Origin of the sequence: Robiginitalea aestuariiviva (assembly GCF_029537735.1) — a bacterium.
GTDB lineage: Bacteria > Bacteroidota > Bacteroidia > Flavobacteriales > Flavobacteriaceae > Robiginitalea > Robiginitalea aestuariiviva.
The window spans coordinates 421,585-438,905 of record NZ_JARPUQ010000002.1; the positions used below are offsets into that span (position 1 = coordinate 421,585).

Annotated in this window: 19 protein-coding genes; 10 read left to right on the forward strand and 9 right to left on the reverse strand. The window is 58.2% G+C overall.

Annotated features, from left to right (window positions below; all coding sequences use genetic code 11):
* Position 1 precedes the first annotated feature (1 nt).
* The 4 genes from OZ410_RS08600 to OZ410_RS08615 are packed head-to-tail and all read right to left on the reverse strand — an operon-like array spanning position 2 to position 4,155.
* Positions 2 to 676 carry an SGNH/GDSL hydrolase family protein gene (locus OZ410_RS08600; protein ID WP_277707541.1) on the reverse strand — a complete coding sequence of 225 codons (675 nt, stop codon included), beginning with the start codon at positions 674 to 676 and terminating at the stop codon, positions 2 to 4.
* A gap of 29 nt (positions 677 to 705) precedes the next feature.
* Positions 706 to 1,584: an alpha/beta hydrolase gene (locus OZ410_RS08605; RefSeq protein ID WP_277707542.1), complete on the reverse strand. Its 879-nt coding sequence runs from the start codon at positions 1,582 to 1,584 to the stop codon at positions 706 to 708.
* 12 nt (positions 1,585 to 1,596) lie between these two features.
* The gene (locus OZ410_RS08610; protein ID WP_277707543.1) at positions 1,597 to 2,502 is read right to left on the reverse strand and encodes an SMP-30/gluconolactonase/LRE family protein; all 906 of its coding nucleotides are present in this window, start codon (positions 2,500 to 2,502) and stop codon (positions 1,597 to 1,599) included.
* A gap of 12 nt (positions 2,503 to 2,514) precedes the next feature.
* The gene (locus OZ410_RS08615; protein WP_277707544.1) at positions 2,515 to 4,155 is read right to left on the reverse strand and encodes an N-acyl-D-amino-acid deacylase family protein; all 1,641 of its coding nucleotides are present in this window, start codon (positions 4,153 to 4,155) and stop codon (positions 2,515 to 2,517) included.
* A 97-nt stretch (positions 4,156 to 4,252) separates the two neighbouring features.
* On the opposite strand from OZ410_RS08615, the gene mazG reads away from it, so the two are divergent.
* Genes mazG through OZ410_RS08640 form a run of 5 tightly spaced genes read left to right on the forward strand, consistent with a single transcriptional unit; the run spans position 4,253 to position 8,929 of the window.
* The gene (gene mazG, locus OZ410_RS08620) at positions 4,253 to 5,035 is read left to right on the forward strand and encodes a nucleoside triphosphate pyrophosphohydrolase (RefSeq protein WP_277707545.1); all 783 of its coding nucleotides are present in this window, start codon (positions 4,253 to 4,255) and stop codon (positions 5,033 to 5,035) included.
* Positions 5,036 to 5,052: 17 nt separating this feature from the next.
* Positions 5,053 to 6,423 (forward strand): MATE family efflux transporter, encoded by a 1,371-nt coding sequence (locus tag OZ410_RS08625; protein WP_277707546.1) that lies wholly within the window; start codon positions 5,053 to 5,055, stop codon positions 6,421 to 6,423.
* Positions 6,424 to 6,433: 10 nt separating this feature from the next.
* Positions 6,434 to 6,661: a hypothetical protein gene (locus OZ410_RS08630; protein WP_277707547.1), complete on the forward strand. Its 228-nt coding sequence runs from the start codon at positions 6,434 to 6,436 to the stop codon at positions 6,659 to 6,661.
* Between the two features lies 1 nt (position 6,662).
* Positions 6,663 to 7,232 (forward strand): phosphatase PAP2 family protein, encoded by a 570-nt coding sequence (locus OZ410_RS08635; protein ID WP_277707548.1) that lies wholly within the window; start codon positions 6,663 to 6,665, stop codon positions 7,230 to 7,232.
* A complete protein-coding gene (locus OZ410_RS08640; RefSeq protein ID WP_277707549.1) occupies positions 7,229 to 8,929 on the forward strand; it encodes a glycosyltransferase family 39 protein in 1,701 nt (566 codons plus the stop codon). Before OZ410_RS08635 ends, OZ410_RS08640 begins: the two co-directional genes overlap by 4 nt.
* Here the strand turns inward: OZ410_RS08640 and OZ410_RS08645 are convergent.
* The 4 genes from OZ410_RS08645 to OZ410_RS08660 all read right to left on the reverse strand — a co-directional run bounded on the left by OZ410_RS08645 (position 8,883) and on the right by OZ410_RS08660 (position 12,355).
* Positions 8,883 to 9,755: a lysylphosphatidylglycerol synthase transmembrane domain-containing protein gene (locus tag OZ410_RS08645; protein ID WP_277707550.1), complete on the reverse strand. Its 873-nt coding sequence runs from the start codon at positions 9,753 to 9,755 to the stop codon at positions 8,883 to 8,885. The genes OZ410_RS08640 and OZ410_RS08645 overlap by 47 nt on opposite strands.
* Positions 9,739 to 10,698 (reverse strand): glycosyltransferase family 2 protein, encoded by a 960-nt coding sequence (locus tag OZ410_RS08650; protein WP_277707551.1) that lies wholly within the window; start codon positions 10,696 to 10,698, stop codon positions 9,739 to 9,741. The genes OZ410_RS08645 and OZ410_RS08650 overlap by 17 nt, the downstream gene beginning before the upstream one ends.
* Before the next feature lie 68 nt (positions 10,699 to 10,766).
* Complete coding sequence (meaB, locus tag OZ410_RS08655; protein ID WP_277707552.1) at positions 10,767 to 11,771, reverse strand: methylmalonyl Co-A mutase-associated GTPase MeaB; 1,005 nt, start codon at positions 11,769 to 11,771, stop codon at positions 10,767 to 10,769.
* A gap of 17 nt (positions 11,772 to 11,788) precedes the next feature.
* Positions 11,789 to 12,355, reverse strand: a complete 567-nt coding sequence (locus OZ410_RS08660) for a DUF2911 domain-containing protein (protein WP_277707553.1) — start codon at positions 12,353 to 12,355, stop codon at positions 11,789 to 11,791.
* 272 nt (positions 12,356 to 12,627) lie between these two features.
* On the opposite strand from OZ410_RS08660, the gene OZ410_RS08665 reads away from it, so the two are divergent.
* From OZ410_RS08665 to OZ410_RS08675, 3 genes are read left to right on the forward strand one after another with little or no spacing between them, the layout of a single operon-like run.
* The gene (locus OZ410_RS08665; protein WP_338156660.1) at positions 12,628 to 13,110 is read left to right on the forward strand and encodes an RNA polymerase sigma factor; all 483 of its coding nucleotides are present in this window, start codon (positions 12,628 to 12,630) and stop codon (positions 13,108 to 13,110) included.
* Positions 13,094 to 13,675, forward strand: coding sequence for a hypothetical protein (locus OZ410_RS08670; RefSeq protein ID WP_277707554.1), 582 nt, complete (start codon positions 13,094 to 13,096; stop codon positions 13,673 to 13,675). The genes OZ410_RS08665 and OZ410_RS08670 overlap by 17 nt, the downstream gene beginning before the upstream one ends.
* Entirely contained in the window at positions 13,647 to 15,089 is a 1,443-nt protein-coding gene (locus tag OZ410_RS08675) for a hypothetical protein (protein ID WP_277707555.1), read from the forward strand. Before OZ410_RS08670 ends, OZ410_RS08675 begins: the two co-directional genes overlap by 29 nt.
* An 86-nt stretch (positions 15,090 to 15,175) precedes the next feature.
* Here the strand turns inward: OZ410_RS08675 and msrA are convergent, their stop codons facing one another.
* Entirely contained in the window at positions 15,176 to 15,874 is a 699-nt protein-coding gene (gene msrA, locus OZ410_RS08680; protein WP_277707556.1) for a peptide-methionine (S)-S-oxide reductase MsrA, read from the reverse strand.
* A gap of 160 nt (positions 15,875 to 16,034) precedes the next feature.
* Here msrA and OZ410_RS08685 point away from each other — a divergent pair, with 160 nt between their 5' ends.
* Together OZ410_RS08685 and OZ410_RS08690 are read left to right on the forward strand one after the other, a co-directional pair.
* Positions 16,035 to 16,643, forward strand: a complete 609-nt coding sequence (locus tag OZ410_RS08685) for a peptidoglycan DD-metalloendopeptidase family protein (protein ID WP_277707557.1) — start codon at positions 16,035 to 16,037, stop codon at positions 16,641 to 16,643.
* Positions 16,644 to 16,833: 190 nt separating this feature from the next.
* Entirely contained in the window at positions 16,834 to 17,067 is a 234-nt protein-coding gene (locus OZ410_RS08690; RefSeq protein WP_277707558.1) for a hypothetical protein, read from the forward strand.
* The last annotated feature ends 254 nt before the right edge of the window (positions 17,068 to 17,321 follow it).

Consider the following 17,321-nt stretch of genomic DNA (forward strand, 5'->3'; position numbering starts at 1 on the left):
GTTATGGTGTAATAGGGGTTGAAATCAGTTTGGGCGCAATGGCGGCACGCCACAGCCGGTAGCCGCTGGCATTCATGTGCAGGCCATCTTCGATAAACAGGTCGGGGTTGAGTTTCCGCCCTTGCAGCATGGGGGTCCAGACATCGGCAAAATCCACCCCGGGTGCCTTGCGGGCATGGCGGCGTAGCTTGCGATTAAAGCGGCGGTACCTGGAACGTAACTTCCAGCGGCTGATGCTGGGTTTTGCAGCAAGCCAGACTACGGAAGTACCCGGGTAACGCGCGTGGATTTGCGCGGTGATAGCCTGAAGGGTCTTCAGGATCCGTCGTGGGCGCTTGCCTTCGGCCAGGTCGTTGTCGCCTTCATAGATAAATACCTGTACGGGTTGGTAATCCAGGACCAGCGGGTCCAGGTAGTGATTCAGGTCGGTAGCCTGGGAACCGCCAAACCCGGTATTTAGGGTTTGGGTGCCGGGGAAGTCCTGGGCCAGGCTGGTCCACATCCGGATGCTGGAGCTACCGGTAAAAACCACCGCCGGTTGGGCGGGGTCCCAGAGGCTGTCCATCCGCGTTTGGATTTGGGCTACTTCGGTCGCAAACCGTTTGGGGTCCTGCCCCTGTGAAAGGATGGGGGCTATGCCGGCTAACAGCAGGCAGAGCCAGTTTCGTAAGGCCATATGTGGTCGGGATGTGGTTTTGAGTTGCACTAGGGAACTAAAATATGCACTTTGGCCCAATCGTAAAAGCGTTCAATCCAGTGGTCGGAAGGCAGGCCCTGGGGTTTCATGCCAAACCCGTGCCCCCCTTTGCTGTACATCTGCAAGGCGGCGGTTTTCCCGGCTTCCAGCCAGGCCGAATACAGGCGGGTGCTGCCGGCTGCCAGGCCCAGCGGGTCGTCCGAGGCGCAAATCACCAGCATGGGCGGGGCCCCTTCCGGCGCCGGCGCCACGGGATAGGCGTCGGTCCAGGGGTATACGGGAACCAGGAAATCCGGGGCACTATCGCCTTGCCCCTGGTAGCCGACCCCCATGGTTACGGCCCCACCTGCGGAGAAGCCCATAAACCCGATTTTATCGGGATCCAGGCCGTACGTGCCTGCATGCGCTCGTACATAGGCCATGGCCTGCAGCCCGTCTGCTACCGATGCCGGGAGGACTTTGCCAACCCGGGCCATCATTTCGCCGGGGTCCTTCTGGCTCAGGTCCATGATTTCTTTTACCCCGTCCACCCCGGTGGGGACCAGGCGGTATTTCAGGACAAAGGCGGTAAACCCGTGTTGCGCCAGCCACCGGGCCACCTGTTTGCCCTCGCTTTCAATACTGAGCCCGAACAGGCCGCCCCCTGGAGCCACCACCACGGCAGCCTGGTTCCCGGTACCCGCTACCGGGGTAAAAACCTCCATACTGGGACGGGAAACATTGGTCACCACCTGGGTATCCCAGATGGGGGAATAATAATGGTGTTCGCCCCCGGACCAAACCACCCCCGCTAGGGGATCAAAGGGGAGGGGGATACTGTCGGTCTGAGCCGGAGCCTGCCAGAGGATCAGCAGGGCGCACCCGGCCAGGAAGTTCATACGTTTCATAGGGTTACAGGGTTAGGGGTACATGCCTTTTACATCCATTTTCAGGGTATAGACGGCGTCCATGGCCGTGATGAAGAGGGTCCTGCCATCCTGCCCGCCAAAGGTAACATTGGCCGTCCAGTCTTCCGGCACTTCAATATGGCGCAGCAACTCCCCATCCGGGCTGTAGACATGCACTCCGTTTCCGGTCAGGTAGAGGTTGCCGGAGGCGTCCAGAGTCATCCCGTCCGATCCCATTTCCGCCACCAGGGTGCGCTCGCCCAGGCTTCCGTCCGGGGCTATGGGGTAGCTGTAGGTCTTATCGTCCCCGATATCTGCAATGTAGAGGGTTTTACCGTCCCGTGTTCCGATAATGCCATTGGGCTGCACAAAGTCTGTGGCGGCCAGGACCACACTGTCGGTTCCGGGCCGGATCATATACACCTGTTCTGCCTCAATTTCCTTGGCCTGCCGGGTCCACCAGGGGCGCTGGTAATAGGGGTCGGTAAAATAAATGGTGCCGTCCGGGTGTACCCAGATGTCGTTGGGGCCGTTAAAATGGGCGCCCTGGTAAGCATCGGCTAAAACTTCCACGGTCTGGTCCGGGCGAATGCGCCACAATTCGAATTTTTCGTCCGCTGCAGCCAGCAGGTTCCCTTCCAGGTCAAAGTAAAGGCCGTTGGCGCGACCGGCAGGCTGCATATAGGTATCTATGCTGCCGTCTGCCGCATTCCACCGCAGGATGCGGTCGTTGGGCTGATCCGTAAAGTAGATATCCCCGTTGGGGGCTGTGGCCGGACCTTCGGTGAAGGTGAAGGTCTCCGCCACCAATTGAAGTTCCGGTTCTGCCGGGGCTTCCGTTTTTTTTGGGGTGTCCTTGCAGGCCGCGACCCACAACAGCCCGGTAAGCAACCCGGTTTTAATCAGGAATGATTTCATAATCTGTTGGGTTTATTCGGTTTTTTGGTATCCGGGGCCTTTCACAAAGCGGCCGGGGGTGGCTCCGGTGTGTTCCCCGTTCCGCAATACCCCCACGCCGTTTACCCAGACGTGCTGTACGCCGGTGGCATACTGGTGGGGCGCTTCAAAAGTGGCATGGTCCTGAATAGTGGCGGGGTCAAAGGCCACCACATCCGCAAAATAGCCGGGCTGCAATAATCCGCGCCGGTCCAGTTTCAGGTTTTCAGCGGGCAGGGAAGTGAGGCGGCGGATGGCCTCTTCCAGGCTTATCACCCCTTCCTCCCTTACAAAATGGGCCAGCAGGCGCGCAAAGGAGCCATAGGCCCGGGGGTGGGTACTCTGTTCCAGGAAGACGCCTTCGTTGGTATAAGACCCGGCATCCGAACAGGCGGACATATAGGGGAGTGCCAGTTTCTTGCGGACGTTCTCCTCGCTCATGGAAAAATAGACCACCTGTATGCGGCTGTCGTCCTCGTAAATAAGTTCGGCTATGGCATCCGCCGGGGGAATGTCCCTTTCTTGCGCAACGTCGGCGAGGGTTTTACCGATCAGGTGGCGCATCTCGCGGTTGCGGAAGCCGACCAGCAGGATGTTTTCCGGGGGCACGTGGAATTGCACTTCACGGATCATCCGGCTGCGGGCTGCCGGGTCTTCCAGGTAACGCATGGTCTGCTCATGACCCCCGTCTTTGGCCCAGGCGGGCAGCAACACATTCAGGCCGGTAGAGCTGGCGTTGTACATATACATATCCGTGGTCACATGAAGCCCGCGGGCCCGGGCGTCCTCCACCAGGGTGATGGCACTGTCCAGCAGGTCCCAGTTGTCCTGGCCGGAGGCCTTGAAGTGGTAGATTTCGGAGCGGATGTCTGCAGCCTCGGCCACGGAGATCAGTTCCCGAACCGCGAACAGCAGGCTGTCTTCCTCGCTGCGGATGTGGGAAATATACATGCCGTCGTAGGCCGAAGCCACTTTGGCGAGTTCAATGATTTCAGCCGTGGAGGCATGCCCGCTGGGCACGTAAATGAGGGAGGTGGAAAGGCCTACGGCTCCTTCTTCCATCCCTTCGCGCAACAGGCGCTTCATAGTATCCAGTTCGGCCGGGGTGGGTTCCCGTTTTTCGTACCCCATCACGTATTCGCGCAGGGTGCCGTTGCCCACAAAGGAAGCGACGTTGGTCGAGACCCCTTTATCCTCCAGGTGCTGCAGGTATTCCCCAAGGGTTTTCCAGGGGACGTCGAACTGGAAATCCCCCTGGTCCGTGGCCATATCTTCGTGCATGGCTGCATTGAGCGGGCCCATGGAGCCGCCTTCCCCCATGACTTCCAGGGTAACCCCCTGCCGCAGGTCGCTCTGGGAACGCCCGTCTACCAGCAGGGAGACATTCGCCCAGCTGAGCATGTTGATAAAACCCGGGGCCAGGTGCAGGCCGGTGGCATCTACTTCCTCCAGGCCTTTCTGGCCAGAAAGGTCGCCAAGGGCGGCAATGGTGTCCGCACGGATCCCGATATCGGCCTGTACGGCCGGGGCCCCGCTGCCATCCAGCAGCATGCCGCCGCGGATCAGGACATCAAAGGGTTCGGGAGACTGGCAGGAAGCCAGGAGCAGGAGCAGGAGGAGCAGGCGCGGTCCCATAGGCGAGCGGTTAGGGTTGGTCCTGTTAAAATTACGCGAAAATATACGGGGTGCCAAAAACCCGGTCTTTGTACCTTTGCCCCAAATGCCACTGCCCATGAATTCCCGAGAAGCGCAATTGCAGGCCCTGGACCGCCTGATTACCATTATGGATGAACTCCGGGAGGGGTGCCCCTGGGACCGCAAGCAGACCATGCAAACCCTGCGGCAGCTCACCATAGAGGAAACCTACGAATTGGGCGATGCCATTCTGGACAACGATCTGGAGGAGGTCCGGAAAGAACTGGGCGACCTGTTGCTGCACATAGTGTTCTATGCCCGCATCGGCTCCGAGACCGGGGATTTTGACCTGGGGGACGTGGCCAACGGGATTTGCGAAAAACTCATCCGCCGCCACCCGCACATTTACGGGGATACCGAGGTTGCCGATGCCGAACAGGTAAAGGCCAACTGGGAAAAGATTAAGCTGCAGGAAGGCAAGAAAAGCGTCCTGGAGGGCGTGCCCCAGAGCCTCCCGGCCCTGGTGAAGGCCAACCGCATACAGGAAAAGGTGGCCGGGGTGGGCTTTGACTGGGAGGCCCCCGAGCAGGTTTTCCAGAAGGTACGCGAAGAGCTGGAAGAGCTGGAGGCCGAACGGGAAAATGGGAACCGGGCCGCCCTGGAGGCGGAAATGGGGGATGTGTTTTTCTCCCTGGTGAACTATTGCCGTTTTCTGGGTATCAACCCGGAAGACGCCCTGGAGCGCACCAACAAAAAATTCATCGGCCGGTTCCGGTTCCTCGAAGACCGGGCCCGCGATGCCGGCCGCAGCCTGCACGAGATGACCCTGGAAGAAATGGACGTCCATTGGGAGGCGGCCAAGAAATACGATACGCCCTAGCCGCCAACCCGCACGTTTTGCTCCAAGCCTATACCCGAGAATTCAAAACCAACTTTCGCCTGGCCTCCCCGGTTATCCTGGGAATGTTGGGGCATACGTTTGTGGCCTTTGCGGACAACCTGATGGTGGGGCAACTGGGGACGGCCGAACTGGCAGCGGTTTCCCTGGGGAATAGTTTTGTCTTTATCGCCATGTCCTTGGGGATTGGTTTTTCCACTGCCATCACGCCCCTGGTAGCCGAGGCCGATGCTGCCGGGAATCCGCAGGATGGCCGGAAGGTGTTGCAGAACGGCCTGGTGCTTTGCGCGGTGCTCGGGGTGCTGCTGTTCGGGATGATCCTGTTGGGCAAACCCCTGATGTACCTGATGGACCAGCCGGAAGAGGTGGTGCGCCTGGCCATGCCCTACCTGGACCTGGTGGCCGTTTCCCTGATCCCCCTGGTGGTATTTCAGGCCATGAAACAGTTTTCAGAAGGCCTGTCCCATACCCGCTACCCCATGTACGCCACCATTGTGGCCAATGTGATCAACATCGGGCTGAATTACCTATTGATTTTTGGCAGCCTGGGCTTCCCACGCCTGGGCGTGGTCGGGGCCGGGGTGGGGACCCTGGTGGCCCGGGTTGGCATGTGCGTGTTCCTCTGGTGGCTGTTCCACAAACGCCCCCTCTTTGCCCCCTATGTAAAACGCCTTAAATTCCGCCATGTGGAGCGCAAGGTGCTTCAGAAAATTGCCAACCTGGGGTTCCCCTCGGCCCTGCAGTTCTTTTTTGAGGTCGGGATTTTTACCGCCGCCATCTGGCTGAGCGGGGTGTTGGGGAAAAACCCCCAGGCAGCCAACCAGATTGCCCTGAACCTGAGCAGCATGACCTATATGTTCGGGATTGGGCTGGGGGTTACGGCCATGATCCGGGTGGGGAACCAGAAGGGCTTGCAGGATTACCCCGAACTCCGCCGCATTGCTACCTCCATCTTCCTGATGACCGTAATGCTGACGGCCTGTTTCGCCTTGCTGTTCCTGATCGGGCGGCACTGGCTGCCCACCCTGTACCTGGACCTGAACGACCCCGTGGGCCGGGCCGATGCCCTGGAGGTGACCGGCCTGGCGTCCACCCTGTTGCTGGTGGCGGCTATCTTCCAGATCTCGGACGGGGTACAGGTGGTAATCCTGGGCGCGCTGCGCGGGCTGCAGGATGTGCGCATTCCCACCCTGATTACCTTTGTGGCTTACTGGGTGATCGGTTTTCCTGTCAGCTATTACCTGGGGCTGCATACCCCCTTGCGCAGCACAGGCATCTGGATCGGTTTGCTGGCGGGGCTCACGGCCTCTGCAATAATGTTGTATCTTCGATTCCGGAATCGGACGGCGCGCCTGCTGGCGGCCCCTTAAACCCTTATCCATGGAACTGCCGAAATTCCTGCTCGCGGACAATACGGACCTGCCCACGGCCATTTTTGTGGTGCATACGGACTTCCCCCGCTTTATCCTGAACCTGGAGAACGACGAGGTGGAATGGCTGGAAGAATTTTCTGCAGACGAGCGGAAAGACCTGGAGGAAGAAGCCCTGAAGCTGATCTCTGAAGCTACTGAGTTTTACGACCGCGAAGTATCCCGATACGAAGACTGACATGTGGGAAGCCGCCTTGCAATGGGACCGCGATGCGCTGATCGCCCTGAATGCCTGGGGCGGCCCAGGCTGGGATCAGTTCTGGCTGGCCCTGTCCGGCAAATGGACGGCACTGCCCCTATACGTCCTGCTCCTGTACTGGGTGTTCCGGGCCCTGGGCTGGAAGCGCGCCCTGTTGCTGCTTGCCGGGATTGCCCTGATGATAACCTGCACAGACCAGTTATCGAATGTATTTAAAACCGGGGTGGGCCGCCTCAGGCCCTGCCACGACCCCGGGCTGGACGGCCTGATCCGGCTCGTAAAGGCCTCCTGCGGGGGGCGTTACGGCTATTTCTCGGCCCACGCTGCCAATGCCATGGCCCTTGCGGTATTCTTCGGCACCTACTGGGGGCGTGCCAAACGCTCCTGGGGCTTCTTGCTCCTCCTCTGGGCACTGCTGGTGGGGTACAGCCGCGTTTACCTGGGGGTGCACTATCCCCTGGATGTGCTGAGCGGCATGCTGGCAGGAGCCTTTTTCGGCTGGTTGTTTGCCCGTCTCACCGCCCTGGCCCTTCAAAAATGGATGCCATGATTTCCAAACGCTTTTTCTGGGTCGGGATACTGGGCCTGCTGGGGGTATACATAGCGGGGCTTCCCGCCACCCTGATGGAAAACGACTCGGCACAGTTTGCTGTCATGGCCATGCGCATGGTGCAGGAACACGATTTCTGGAGCCTCTGGAAAGGCCCGGAAGAATATTTGGACAAGCCCCACCTGCACTATTGGCTGGCGGCCTTTTCCTACCTGCTCTTCGGGGTACAGGACTGGGCCTACCGCCTGCCGGCGCTGCTGGCTACCTGCCTGGGGGCCTGGAGTGTTTTCGGGCTGGGGCGTATGCTTTATGGCACCCAGGCCGGTCGGATGGCGGCCCTGATCTTTATGAGTGCTCAGACCATAGTACTGGCCGGGATCGATGTGCGTACGGATGCCGTCCTGACCGGCTGTACGGCCTTTGCGCTCTGGCAATGGATGCGCTACCTGCGGGAGCAGCGCCTGTCCGGCCTGCTCTGGGGGGCTCTGGGCGCCGGCCTGGCCTTCTCTACCAAAGGGCAGATTGCCCTGGTGGTCATTGGGCTGCCCTTACTATGCCATGTAGTAGCCACCCGGGGCTGGAAAGCCATTTTTCACTCCAGGTTTTTACTGGCCCTGCTTGTATTTGGGCTGGTCATTTCGCCGGTCCTCTATGCCTATTACCTGCAATTTGACCTGCATCCCGAAAAAGTGATCCGGGGGCGCGACCACCGCAGCGGCGTGCTGTTTATCCTCTGGGAACAGAGCTTTGAGCGCCTGAGCGGGGAAGGGGTCGGAAAAAACAGCAGCGATTACTTTTTCTTTTTCCACACCTTCCTCTGGGTATTCCTGCCCTGGACCCTGATGGGGCTGGCTGCCTATGGCCGACGGCTCCGTGAGGCATGGCGGTACGGGAGGGGAAGGGGAGCCGGCCCTGCCGAATGGCTTACCCTGGGGGGGATTACCCTTATTTTTCTACTGATCAGTTTTGCCCAGTTCAAACTGCCCCATTACCTGAATATAACCATCCCGCTCTTTGCCGTGCTTACCGCAGGGTTCCTCTGGACCCTGCAGCAGGAAGGGCGTTTGCGCTGGCTGCGACGTGCCGCCCGGGTACAGGCGGGTATTTTCGTGATATTCCTGCTGGCCATGGCCGGAATTTTGTGCTGGGTGTTCCCCCAGCCTGCCTGGCAGGCCGTCCTCTGGATAGGGCTGGTAGTGGGGGTGGGCGCCTGGATGTTCAAAGGCGTGTCCCAACCCTTGCCGCGCCTGGTGGGCATCAGCCTGTGGGCCGCTGTGGCACTCAACGCGTTGATGAACGCCTATTTCTACCCCCACTTGTTGCGCTACCAGGCCGGTTCGGAGACCGCCCGCCTGATCCGGGATAAGCAACTCCCCGTGGACCGCATATACAAGTTGGATGCCGACCATACCTGGGCCCTGGATTTCTATTTCGGGCAGCCGGTGGAAATCACGACTGCAGAACAACTGGCGCAGAAAGGGAAAGCCTGGGTTTACCTGACGGCAGACCAACTGGATACCCTGAAACAGGGTGAATGGCAGGTTGCCGAGGAGTACCCGGTGGAGCAATTCCGAATCTCGCGTTTACAGGCGCGCTTCCTGAACCCTGAAACCCGGGGGCAGGTAGTGCGTTACCGCTACCTGGCCAGGGTTATTCCCGCCGCAGGTGAAGCTCCGGTTTCCGGAAGTGATAAATAATTCCGGCCAGGGAGACCAGGGCCGTAATCAGGAAGAAGGCCATGCTGATGGCTACCGCACTTTGCTCCTCCAGCTGAAACCATAAAGCCCCGTAATAAAAGACCAGTTCCCGGCTGCCTATACCACCAAGGGTAATGGGCAATACGGCCACAATGCTGCTCACCAGGAAGAGCAACAAATAGGGCAGGGGGTCTGCCGGGATCTGCAGTGCCAGTAAAATGCAATAGGCTGTGGCCAGTTGGGCCAACTGCACCCCGGCACTGTAGCCCAGGGAGTTCCAGAAAACGGGGTGCAGGTCCGTAAAAAACCTTCTGTGTCCCCAGAGGTACGCTACCAGGCTAAGCGGCAGGAGCAGGGCCAGCGCCCATGTATAGTCCGCCAGGGGGCCAGGGGCCGTCCACCACAGCAGGGCCACACTGTAGGCAAAAAGTAGGTACATACCGCTTACACGGTCCAGCAGGAGTACGGCAACCAGCCGCCTGACCGGATGGCCAAAGGCTTTACGCAGGGCATACCCCTTATAGGCGTCCCCGCCGATCCCCCCGGGCAGGAAGAGGTTATAAAACATGCCCAGCAGATAGAGTTTCAGGTTGCTGGCGTGGGTGAGCGGAATGCCAACCTGGCGGAAATAGGCATTCAGGCGGAATGCTGCCAGGATTTTGGATAACAGGAAGAACAGCAGGGCCAGCAGCAGGTATCCCACAAGGGCATTTTTTACCGTACCCCAGACCTCCCGGAAGGGAATGCGGTCAAAGACCAGGTACAGCAACAGGGCACTGAAAACAATCTTCAGGGCCGTGAGCCCTTTTTTACGAAGGTTTTCCACCCACTACAACCTTTTTGACCCGGTAGGGCCGCTTGCTCTGGGATTCGTAATAGGTGCGGATCAGCAATTCCATCACGATCCCGATAGTAAAGAGCTGGATGCCCCCAAGGATGAACATCATCCCGAAGATCAGTAAGGGGCGGGTGCCGATGTCTTGTCCAAACCCGAATTTGACCAGCAGCAGGTAGGCGTTAATGGCCAGCCCCAGCAGGATCAGCAGAACCCCGAAAATACCGAACAGGTGGATGGGCCGCTGGAAGTACTTGCGGATAAACAGCAACAGCATCAGGTCTGCAATCACTTTGAACACCCGCTCCAGGCCGTATTTGGATACCCCGGCGTTACGGGCGTGGTGACGAACGGGTACCTGTTTGATCTGGGCGCCTTCCAGGAAGGCAAGCAGGGTAATGAAGCGGTGCATTTCCCCATAGAGGTTCAGGTCTTTGGCAATCACACGGGTAAAGACCTTCAGGGCGCAGCCATTGTCCTTGATGTCCAGCTTGGTGGCCCGGCGCACCAGGAAATTGGCAATCTTGGAGGGGATTTTCTTGACCAGGGAATCCTTGCGTTTCTGCCGGATGCCGGTCACTACATCACAGGTGCCGTCCAGCACGTGGGGCAGCATCATGGGGATGTCCGCCGGGTCGTTTTGCAGGTCCCCGTCCATCGTGATGATGTATTCCCCTTCCGCATAGTCGATCCCTGCGGCCAGGGCCAGGCTTTGCCCGTAGTTTTTTTTCAGGCAGACCAGGTGTACTTGGGGATCATTCATGGCGTTGATCGCCTCCCGGGTGCCATCGGTGGAAAAGTCGTCCACATAGATGATCTGATAGCGGTAGCCTTCCAGGCTTTCGTGGATTTTGCGGGTGAGCAACACCACGTTATCCGCTTCGTTATACAGGGGGATGACAATGGAAAGCAGGGACTGGGTCAGGACCTCCATACTGGCGGAAATAAGGATTCGGCCTCAAAGGTAAACCTTTTCGTCCAATGGCCGGCGGCCGGTGGTTATCAGCCTTTACGGGTAAAGGCCTCCAGCAGGGCTTCGGCGGCCCCGAAGGGGCTCATCTCCAGGCGGGCAACGGCTTCCCGTTTTTCGGCATAAGCGGCCTGAAAGGCAGGATCCTCGTAGAACCTGCCAACCAGGCGGTCCTCTAAAGTGCGCCGCATCCATTCCAGGTTTTGTTCCGTGCGTTTGCGCCCGAACCAGCCCGAGGCCTTCATGATTTCGGTATACTCCCGGATCAGGGTCCAGAGGTCCTCGATCCCGCTTCCCTCCAGGGCGGAACACAACATGACCTTCGGGCTCCAGCCGCCGGCTTTGGGCGGGTAGAGGTGCAGGGCCTGCCGGAACTGGGTGGCGGCGCGGTTGGCGGCTTCCCGGTTTTCGCCCTCGGCCTTGTTGATGGCAATGGCATCCGCCATTTCCACAATCCCCCGTTTGATGCCCTGCAACTCGTCCCCGGCTCCTGCGATCTTGAGCAAAAGGAAGAAATCGGACATGCCGTGGACGGCCGTCTCGCTCTGGCCCACTCCAACGGTCTCGATCAGGATTACCTGGTAGCCTGCGGCTTCGCACAGGCTAATGGTCTCCCGGGTGCGACGGGTAACCCCACCCAGGGAAGTCCCGGCCGGGGAGGGCCGGATGTAGGCGTTTTCATGCCGGCTGAGCTCCTGCATTCGGGTCTTATCGCCCAGGATGCTGCCCCGGCTTATACGGCTGCTGGGGTCCACCGCCAGCACGGCCACCCGAATGCCCTGGTTGGCCAGCATTAACCCAAGCGCTTCGATAAAGGTGCTTTTGCCCGCCCCCGGGACGCCGGTTATGCCGATGCGAATGCTGTTCTTCCCGGAATCCAGGCAGGCTTCCACCAATTTGCGGACATCCACAGCGTCGGTCGCCAGGGCGCTTTCCACCAGGGTGATGGCCCTTGCCAGGGCACCCCGGTCTCCGGTCTTCATCGTCCGGATCAGGTGGTCCAGGTCCCTGGGTTTTCGCATTTTTTGGGGTGCCATGCTAAGGGGTTGGCAATTTAATTGGGGCGGATGGGCACCATGATCTGAGTTTGGTCCCAGGAAAGCAGCAGTACCACCTCGCTGCGCACAATCTGGAATTCCAGCGTCAGTTGTTCGACCGGGTCCGGAAGGTTCAGGGCGGGAACCACAACCTCCAGTACATCCGTGTCCGGGTTACGCGTGGTCTTGCGACCACCGCTGAGCAGGGTGGCACCCCAGTCCGGGATCTCGCTGTTCAGGATCAGGGTCCAGGCCTCCGGGTTGGGGATGGTCCATAAAGAATAGGTGCCTGCAGGCAGGGGTTGGCCACCTACCTCAACAGCATGGGAGGTGGTAAAGGTAGTGGGTTCGTTCGCCCCGGTACGCCAGACGCGGTTGTAGGGGACCAGCTCCCCGAAAATTTGGCGTCCTTTTTTATACGGGGCGCTGTAATGCACCTCCAGGGTAATCCCGGAGGCCTCGTACACCGCTTCGCGCTCCGGACTGTGTTTTTTGGTTTGTTCCCGCAGGTAAGGCATTCCAAAGAAGTAGCCCAGCAGTAACAGGGCAAGCAGGATGCCCAGGATCCATTTCAGGGTTTTCATGGCGGTCGTATTGGTTCCGTTAAAAATACGAAATCGGGCCCGAACGGCCACCGGTTAATGTGACATCCGAAGCCCCCCAATGCTAAATTTCCGACCTTTAGGAATGCCCCGGGCAGCAATTTTGGGAAAATCCCGAAATTTTTGAAACGCCTTCAGATTTCCCTCGTCTTTAAGGCAGCAACGAAAATCAACCCAACCTGGAACGTTCCGAACCGATAGCATCCGAGCTCATCCGCCAGTGCCGCAACCAGAACCGAAAGGCACAACTGGCCCTGTACCGCAAATACGCCCACGGCATGTATTGTGTAGCTATGCGGCTGGTGCAGAACCAGGCGGATGCGGAGGACCTTACCCAAGAGGCCTTCATCAAGGCCTTCCGGAAAATGGACCAGTATCGGGGCGAGGTGGCTTTTGGCGCCTGGCTCAAACGGATCGTCGTTAACCGGTGTATCGATTTCCTCAAAGCCCGCCGGCAGCATTTTGTGGAACTCGAGGAACACCGGCTGGTGGTAGCCGATGCCGACACCTGGGAGGTAGACGCCCCGGTAACTGCAGAGACCGTTTACCAGGCCATCGGGGAGTTGCCGGAGAAATACCGGTATGTGGTTCAGCTCTACCTGGTGGAAGGGTACGACCACGGTGAGATTTCCGAAATCCTGGGGATACGGGAAGCCACCTGCCGAACCCGCCTGATGCGGGGGAAGGGGGTTTTGAAAGAACGCTTAAAGGAACATCGTCATGTCGCAGAATCTTAAAGAACTATTTGAGCGGGAACGCGAGCGGGATTTCCCAATGCCGCCGGGCCATGAACAGCGGTTTGCGGCCCGTCTGGAAACGGAATTGCCTGCGCGCAGGCCCCGCACCTACCTTTGGGTGAGTATGGCTGCCTGTGTGGTGGGTCTGCTGGGCCTGGGACTCTGGTTTTACCGCCCGGCCCCGGATATAGGGGGAGGGGCTGCCGAAGTAGTGGTGCAGGATAGCACTGCCAATGGCAAGGGCCTGTCCCTGGGCGATCTTTCCCCGGACCTGAGGAAGGTGGAGCAGTATTACGCAGCCCAGATTGGGATGGAACTGGCTACGCTGGACATTTCGGATTCCTATAAGGCGGTGGCCGACGATTATTTGGGCCGCCTCAGGGAACTGGATGCCGCTTATCAGGACCTGAGCCGGGAATTGAATGAAGTGGGCCCCAACGAGGAGACTATCACCGCCATGATCCGGAACTTCCAGTTGCGGTTGGATTTGTTGCTGAAACTCAAAGCAAAGTTGAACGAATTAAAAACATCAAAAAATGAAACAGTCACTGGCAGCAGCGCTTAGCGGCCTGCTATGTATGGCCCTTACAGGGGGCGGGACGGCCTACGGACAACAGTCCAGGACCTACAAGGAAAGTTTTAAGGTAGACCCCGAGGTGGCCGTGCGGCTGAACACCAGCCATGCGGACATTGAATTCGAGACCTGGAACCGCAACGAGGTGGTAGTGGAAGCCGTCATAACCCTGAAAGGGGCCTCTGAGGAGGAAGCCCGGGCATATTTTGAGGCCGGGGGAATCAAGATTCTGGGCAACAGCTCCGAGGTAGAAATCAGCACAGGGGCCGAACCGGGTTGGGCCTTCCGGTTTAATGCCCCGGAGATCGAACACCTGGAAATCAACATCCCGGATATCCAAATCCCGGAGATTGCACCCATCCTGGAGGAACTGGACATTGCAGCCATGGTACCTCCCATGCCCCCTATGCCCCCGGTGCCCAGCTTTGATTACGAAGCCTATGAAAAAGATGGGGAAGCCTATATGAAACGCTGGCAGGAGGAATACAAGCAATCCTTCACCCCGGAACTGGAAGCGCGGATGAAAGAATGGTCCGAGCGGATGGAAGAACGCGGTGAGGAACTCAGCAAGCGCATTCAGGAACGCACCGCAGAAATGCAGGAGCGCATGGCCGCGCGGCAGGAGGAGATGCAACGCCGCAGCGAAGAACGGGCGGCGGCCATGGAGGAGCGTATGGAAGCGCGGGAACACGCCCGGGAAGAAGCAGCCAAAGCGCGTGAAATGGCACGGAAGGCCCGGGAAGATGCAGAGCGGTCGCGGGTATTTTTTATGCGCGGGGCGGAAGGCAATCGGAATTTCTCCATAGAGAAAACGATCCGTATCAAAATGCCTAAAAATGCCCGCCTGAAATTAAACGTGCGCCACGGCGAAGTTAAACTGGCCGAGAACGCACGGAACGTGCAGGCAACCTTGTCTTATGCAAGGTTGCTTGCCGCTTCCATTGTGGGGGATCAAACGGACGTTAGCGTCCGTTATTCCCCTGTGGCGGTGAAGGCCTGGAATGGCGGTCGCCTGCATGCGGATTTTTCCGAAGCCGTACAGCTGGACCAGGTGGAAACCCTGCAATTGTCCGCCACTTCCTCCGAGGTGACTATAGACCGGCTTACCCGGGAATTGTCCATCCGCAACAACCTGGGCGCCTTGCGCATCGGGGCCATTGCGCCTGAATTCAGCCGGTTGGAGGTAAACGTGCAGAACGGCAGCCTGGATTGCCTTTTACCGGATGCCCCCTACCGCATCAGCCTGAGCGATAATGCCTCCCGCGTGACCTATCCGGCCGGGGTGGTCTGGAATACCGGGCAAGGGTCTAAAGGCGGAAGCCGCAAGGGCTATTTCGGCCGGCAGGATGCACAACCCGCCATTGTGATCAACGCATCCTACAGCGATGTGAAATTGCGGGAATAATCCTGCGGGTGCCGGCCCTGGAGGCCGGGACCAACCTCTTCTTCAGGGGGCTGCCTTAATACCGTCATTCCAAAGCCCGTCCGGGTTCAGTGGGCATTCTCCTTTAAATATTCCGGAAAATTTTGTTTGAAGCGGTTCAGCCGCGGCACGGATACGTTCCGAACATAAGGGTTGTTCGGGTGTTTGCGCTCGTAGTCCTGGTGGTAGTCCTCTGCCTGGTAAAAGGTTGTAAAAGGGGTGACCTCGGTAACAATTGGGCTGTCGTATACCTTATTCTCTTCCAGGGCCTGCATGTAGGCCAGGATAATTTTTTGCTCCTCAGGAGTCTGATAAAAGGCTATGGACCGGTATTGCGCGCCCCGGTCCGGGCCCTGCCGGTTGGGGGTTGTGGGGTCGTGGGAACCAAAAAAAACTTGTACCAGTTCAAAGAAGCTCACCTGCTCCGGGTCATAAAATACCTGTACCGTTTCCGCATGCCCGGTTCTTCCGTAGCTTACCTCCTCATAGGTCGGGTTTTTCTCCAGCCCGCCTGCATAGCCGGAAACCGCTTCCTTTACTCCTTTCACGCTTTCGAAAATGGCTTCCACACACCAGAAGCAACCGCTGGCAAAATAGGCGGTCTGGTATCCCTCCAGGTCCTGTGGGGGCAGGGTATGGGTGACCGCGCTACTGGGGGCTTCAGTTTCGGGCTGTGCCGGGGTTTCTTCTTTTTTGGCCTGGGTCTGGCAGGAAACCAGCAATAAAAGGGCAAGGATCCAGCGCAGGGGATGAAATGCGGTGTACATAGCTATATTTTTCTTTTGATGTTCGAAGATACAAAGGGATTGGCGGTCCATTCCCCAATACCTTGTTAATATCCCTTTAGGTCGAAACCCAGGGTATAGTCTTACAGCCAGTCCAAAATATACCTGTTGCCGGAATTGGATTTTACCGATATTTGAGGTGATGAGACCCATTCTGGATATCCCCTATTCCCCCGGGGCGTACCGCCCTATTGATCTCACCGGCTTAACCGATGCGGGTTGCCGCGAGGCCCTGGCTGGCTATTGGGATATGCCCGGGGTACGGGTGGCATACGGCGGCTATATGGAACGGCGGGGCCTCTACGATGGGTTCTCCCATTTTCAACCCGCCCCGGGGCAGGAACGCAATATCCATCTGGGCCTTGACCTCTGGGCCCCGGCCGGCACCCCGGTCCTGGTTCCGGAAGCGGCCACGGTGCACAGTTGGGGTCATCGCAAGGCTCCCGGGGATTATGGCCCGGTTATCCTCTTACGCCACGAATCCGCTCAGGGTCCCTTATACACCCTATACGGGCATCTGAGCCCCGAAAGCCTGAAAGGGCTCGTTCCGGGTAAGGTGCTGCCGCAGGGAGCCCTGCTGGCTACCCTGGGGCAGGAATCCGTAAACGGGGGCTATGCGCCCCACCTCCATTTCCAGCTGATCCGAGATCCCGGGGATTACCGGGGAGATTACCCAGGGGTCTGTAGTTTGCAGGAGGTTGACTTTTACCGGGAGAATTGTCCCGATCCCCTGCCTTTCCTGGGGTGGTGACCGGGGAAATCCCCCGTTGAAAAACCTATTTTTTCGCTTACCGGTTCGTGGACCCGAATCCGTTCATCGGGGCTTTTAATCCCTTAATCTGAGAATTTGTCAAATACCGAAAAATAAGGGGCTTTGGCCGATTTGAGGCCTATGGGTATGCCTGGTCTGATGTTATTTTATCAGACAAGAAGCCCAAATCATGAAAGCCATTTTAACCTTCGTTTTTATCATTTTTCTCGGATTTTTCGTCCAGGCCCAGGAGCGTCCTGCTCAGGTTAAGGTAGAAGCCCTGCAGATGGAAATGGTTCAGGTGGCCCAGATTCAGCAAAACATGGCCATGGACAAGCAGGTAGCCCGCCTCTACCGTCGCAGTGGCTCCCGTGTGAAAAAGGCACTCAGCTTTGCGACCCTTAAGGATCGCGGAGTAGCCTAAGCTAAAAACACCGGCTTACCCCTGGGGTTTTACCCCCAGCCTCCCCTTTTTTTTCACGATAGAAAATTCCTACACCCCTCGATAAAATGCACCCAAAATCGCCCAGTGGTTTTTGGGGTATGTTCCGTTTATCGATCATTTTTTACCGCTTATCCATATTTTGGCCAGATACCGAAAATAAAGGGTTCTTCGACGAATGACACCCCTCCTCCAGGGGCTTTTTTCCGTTTTAATAATAGAAAAAGACCCCAAGT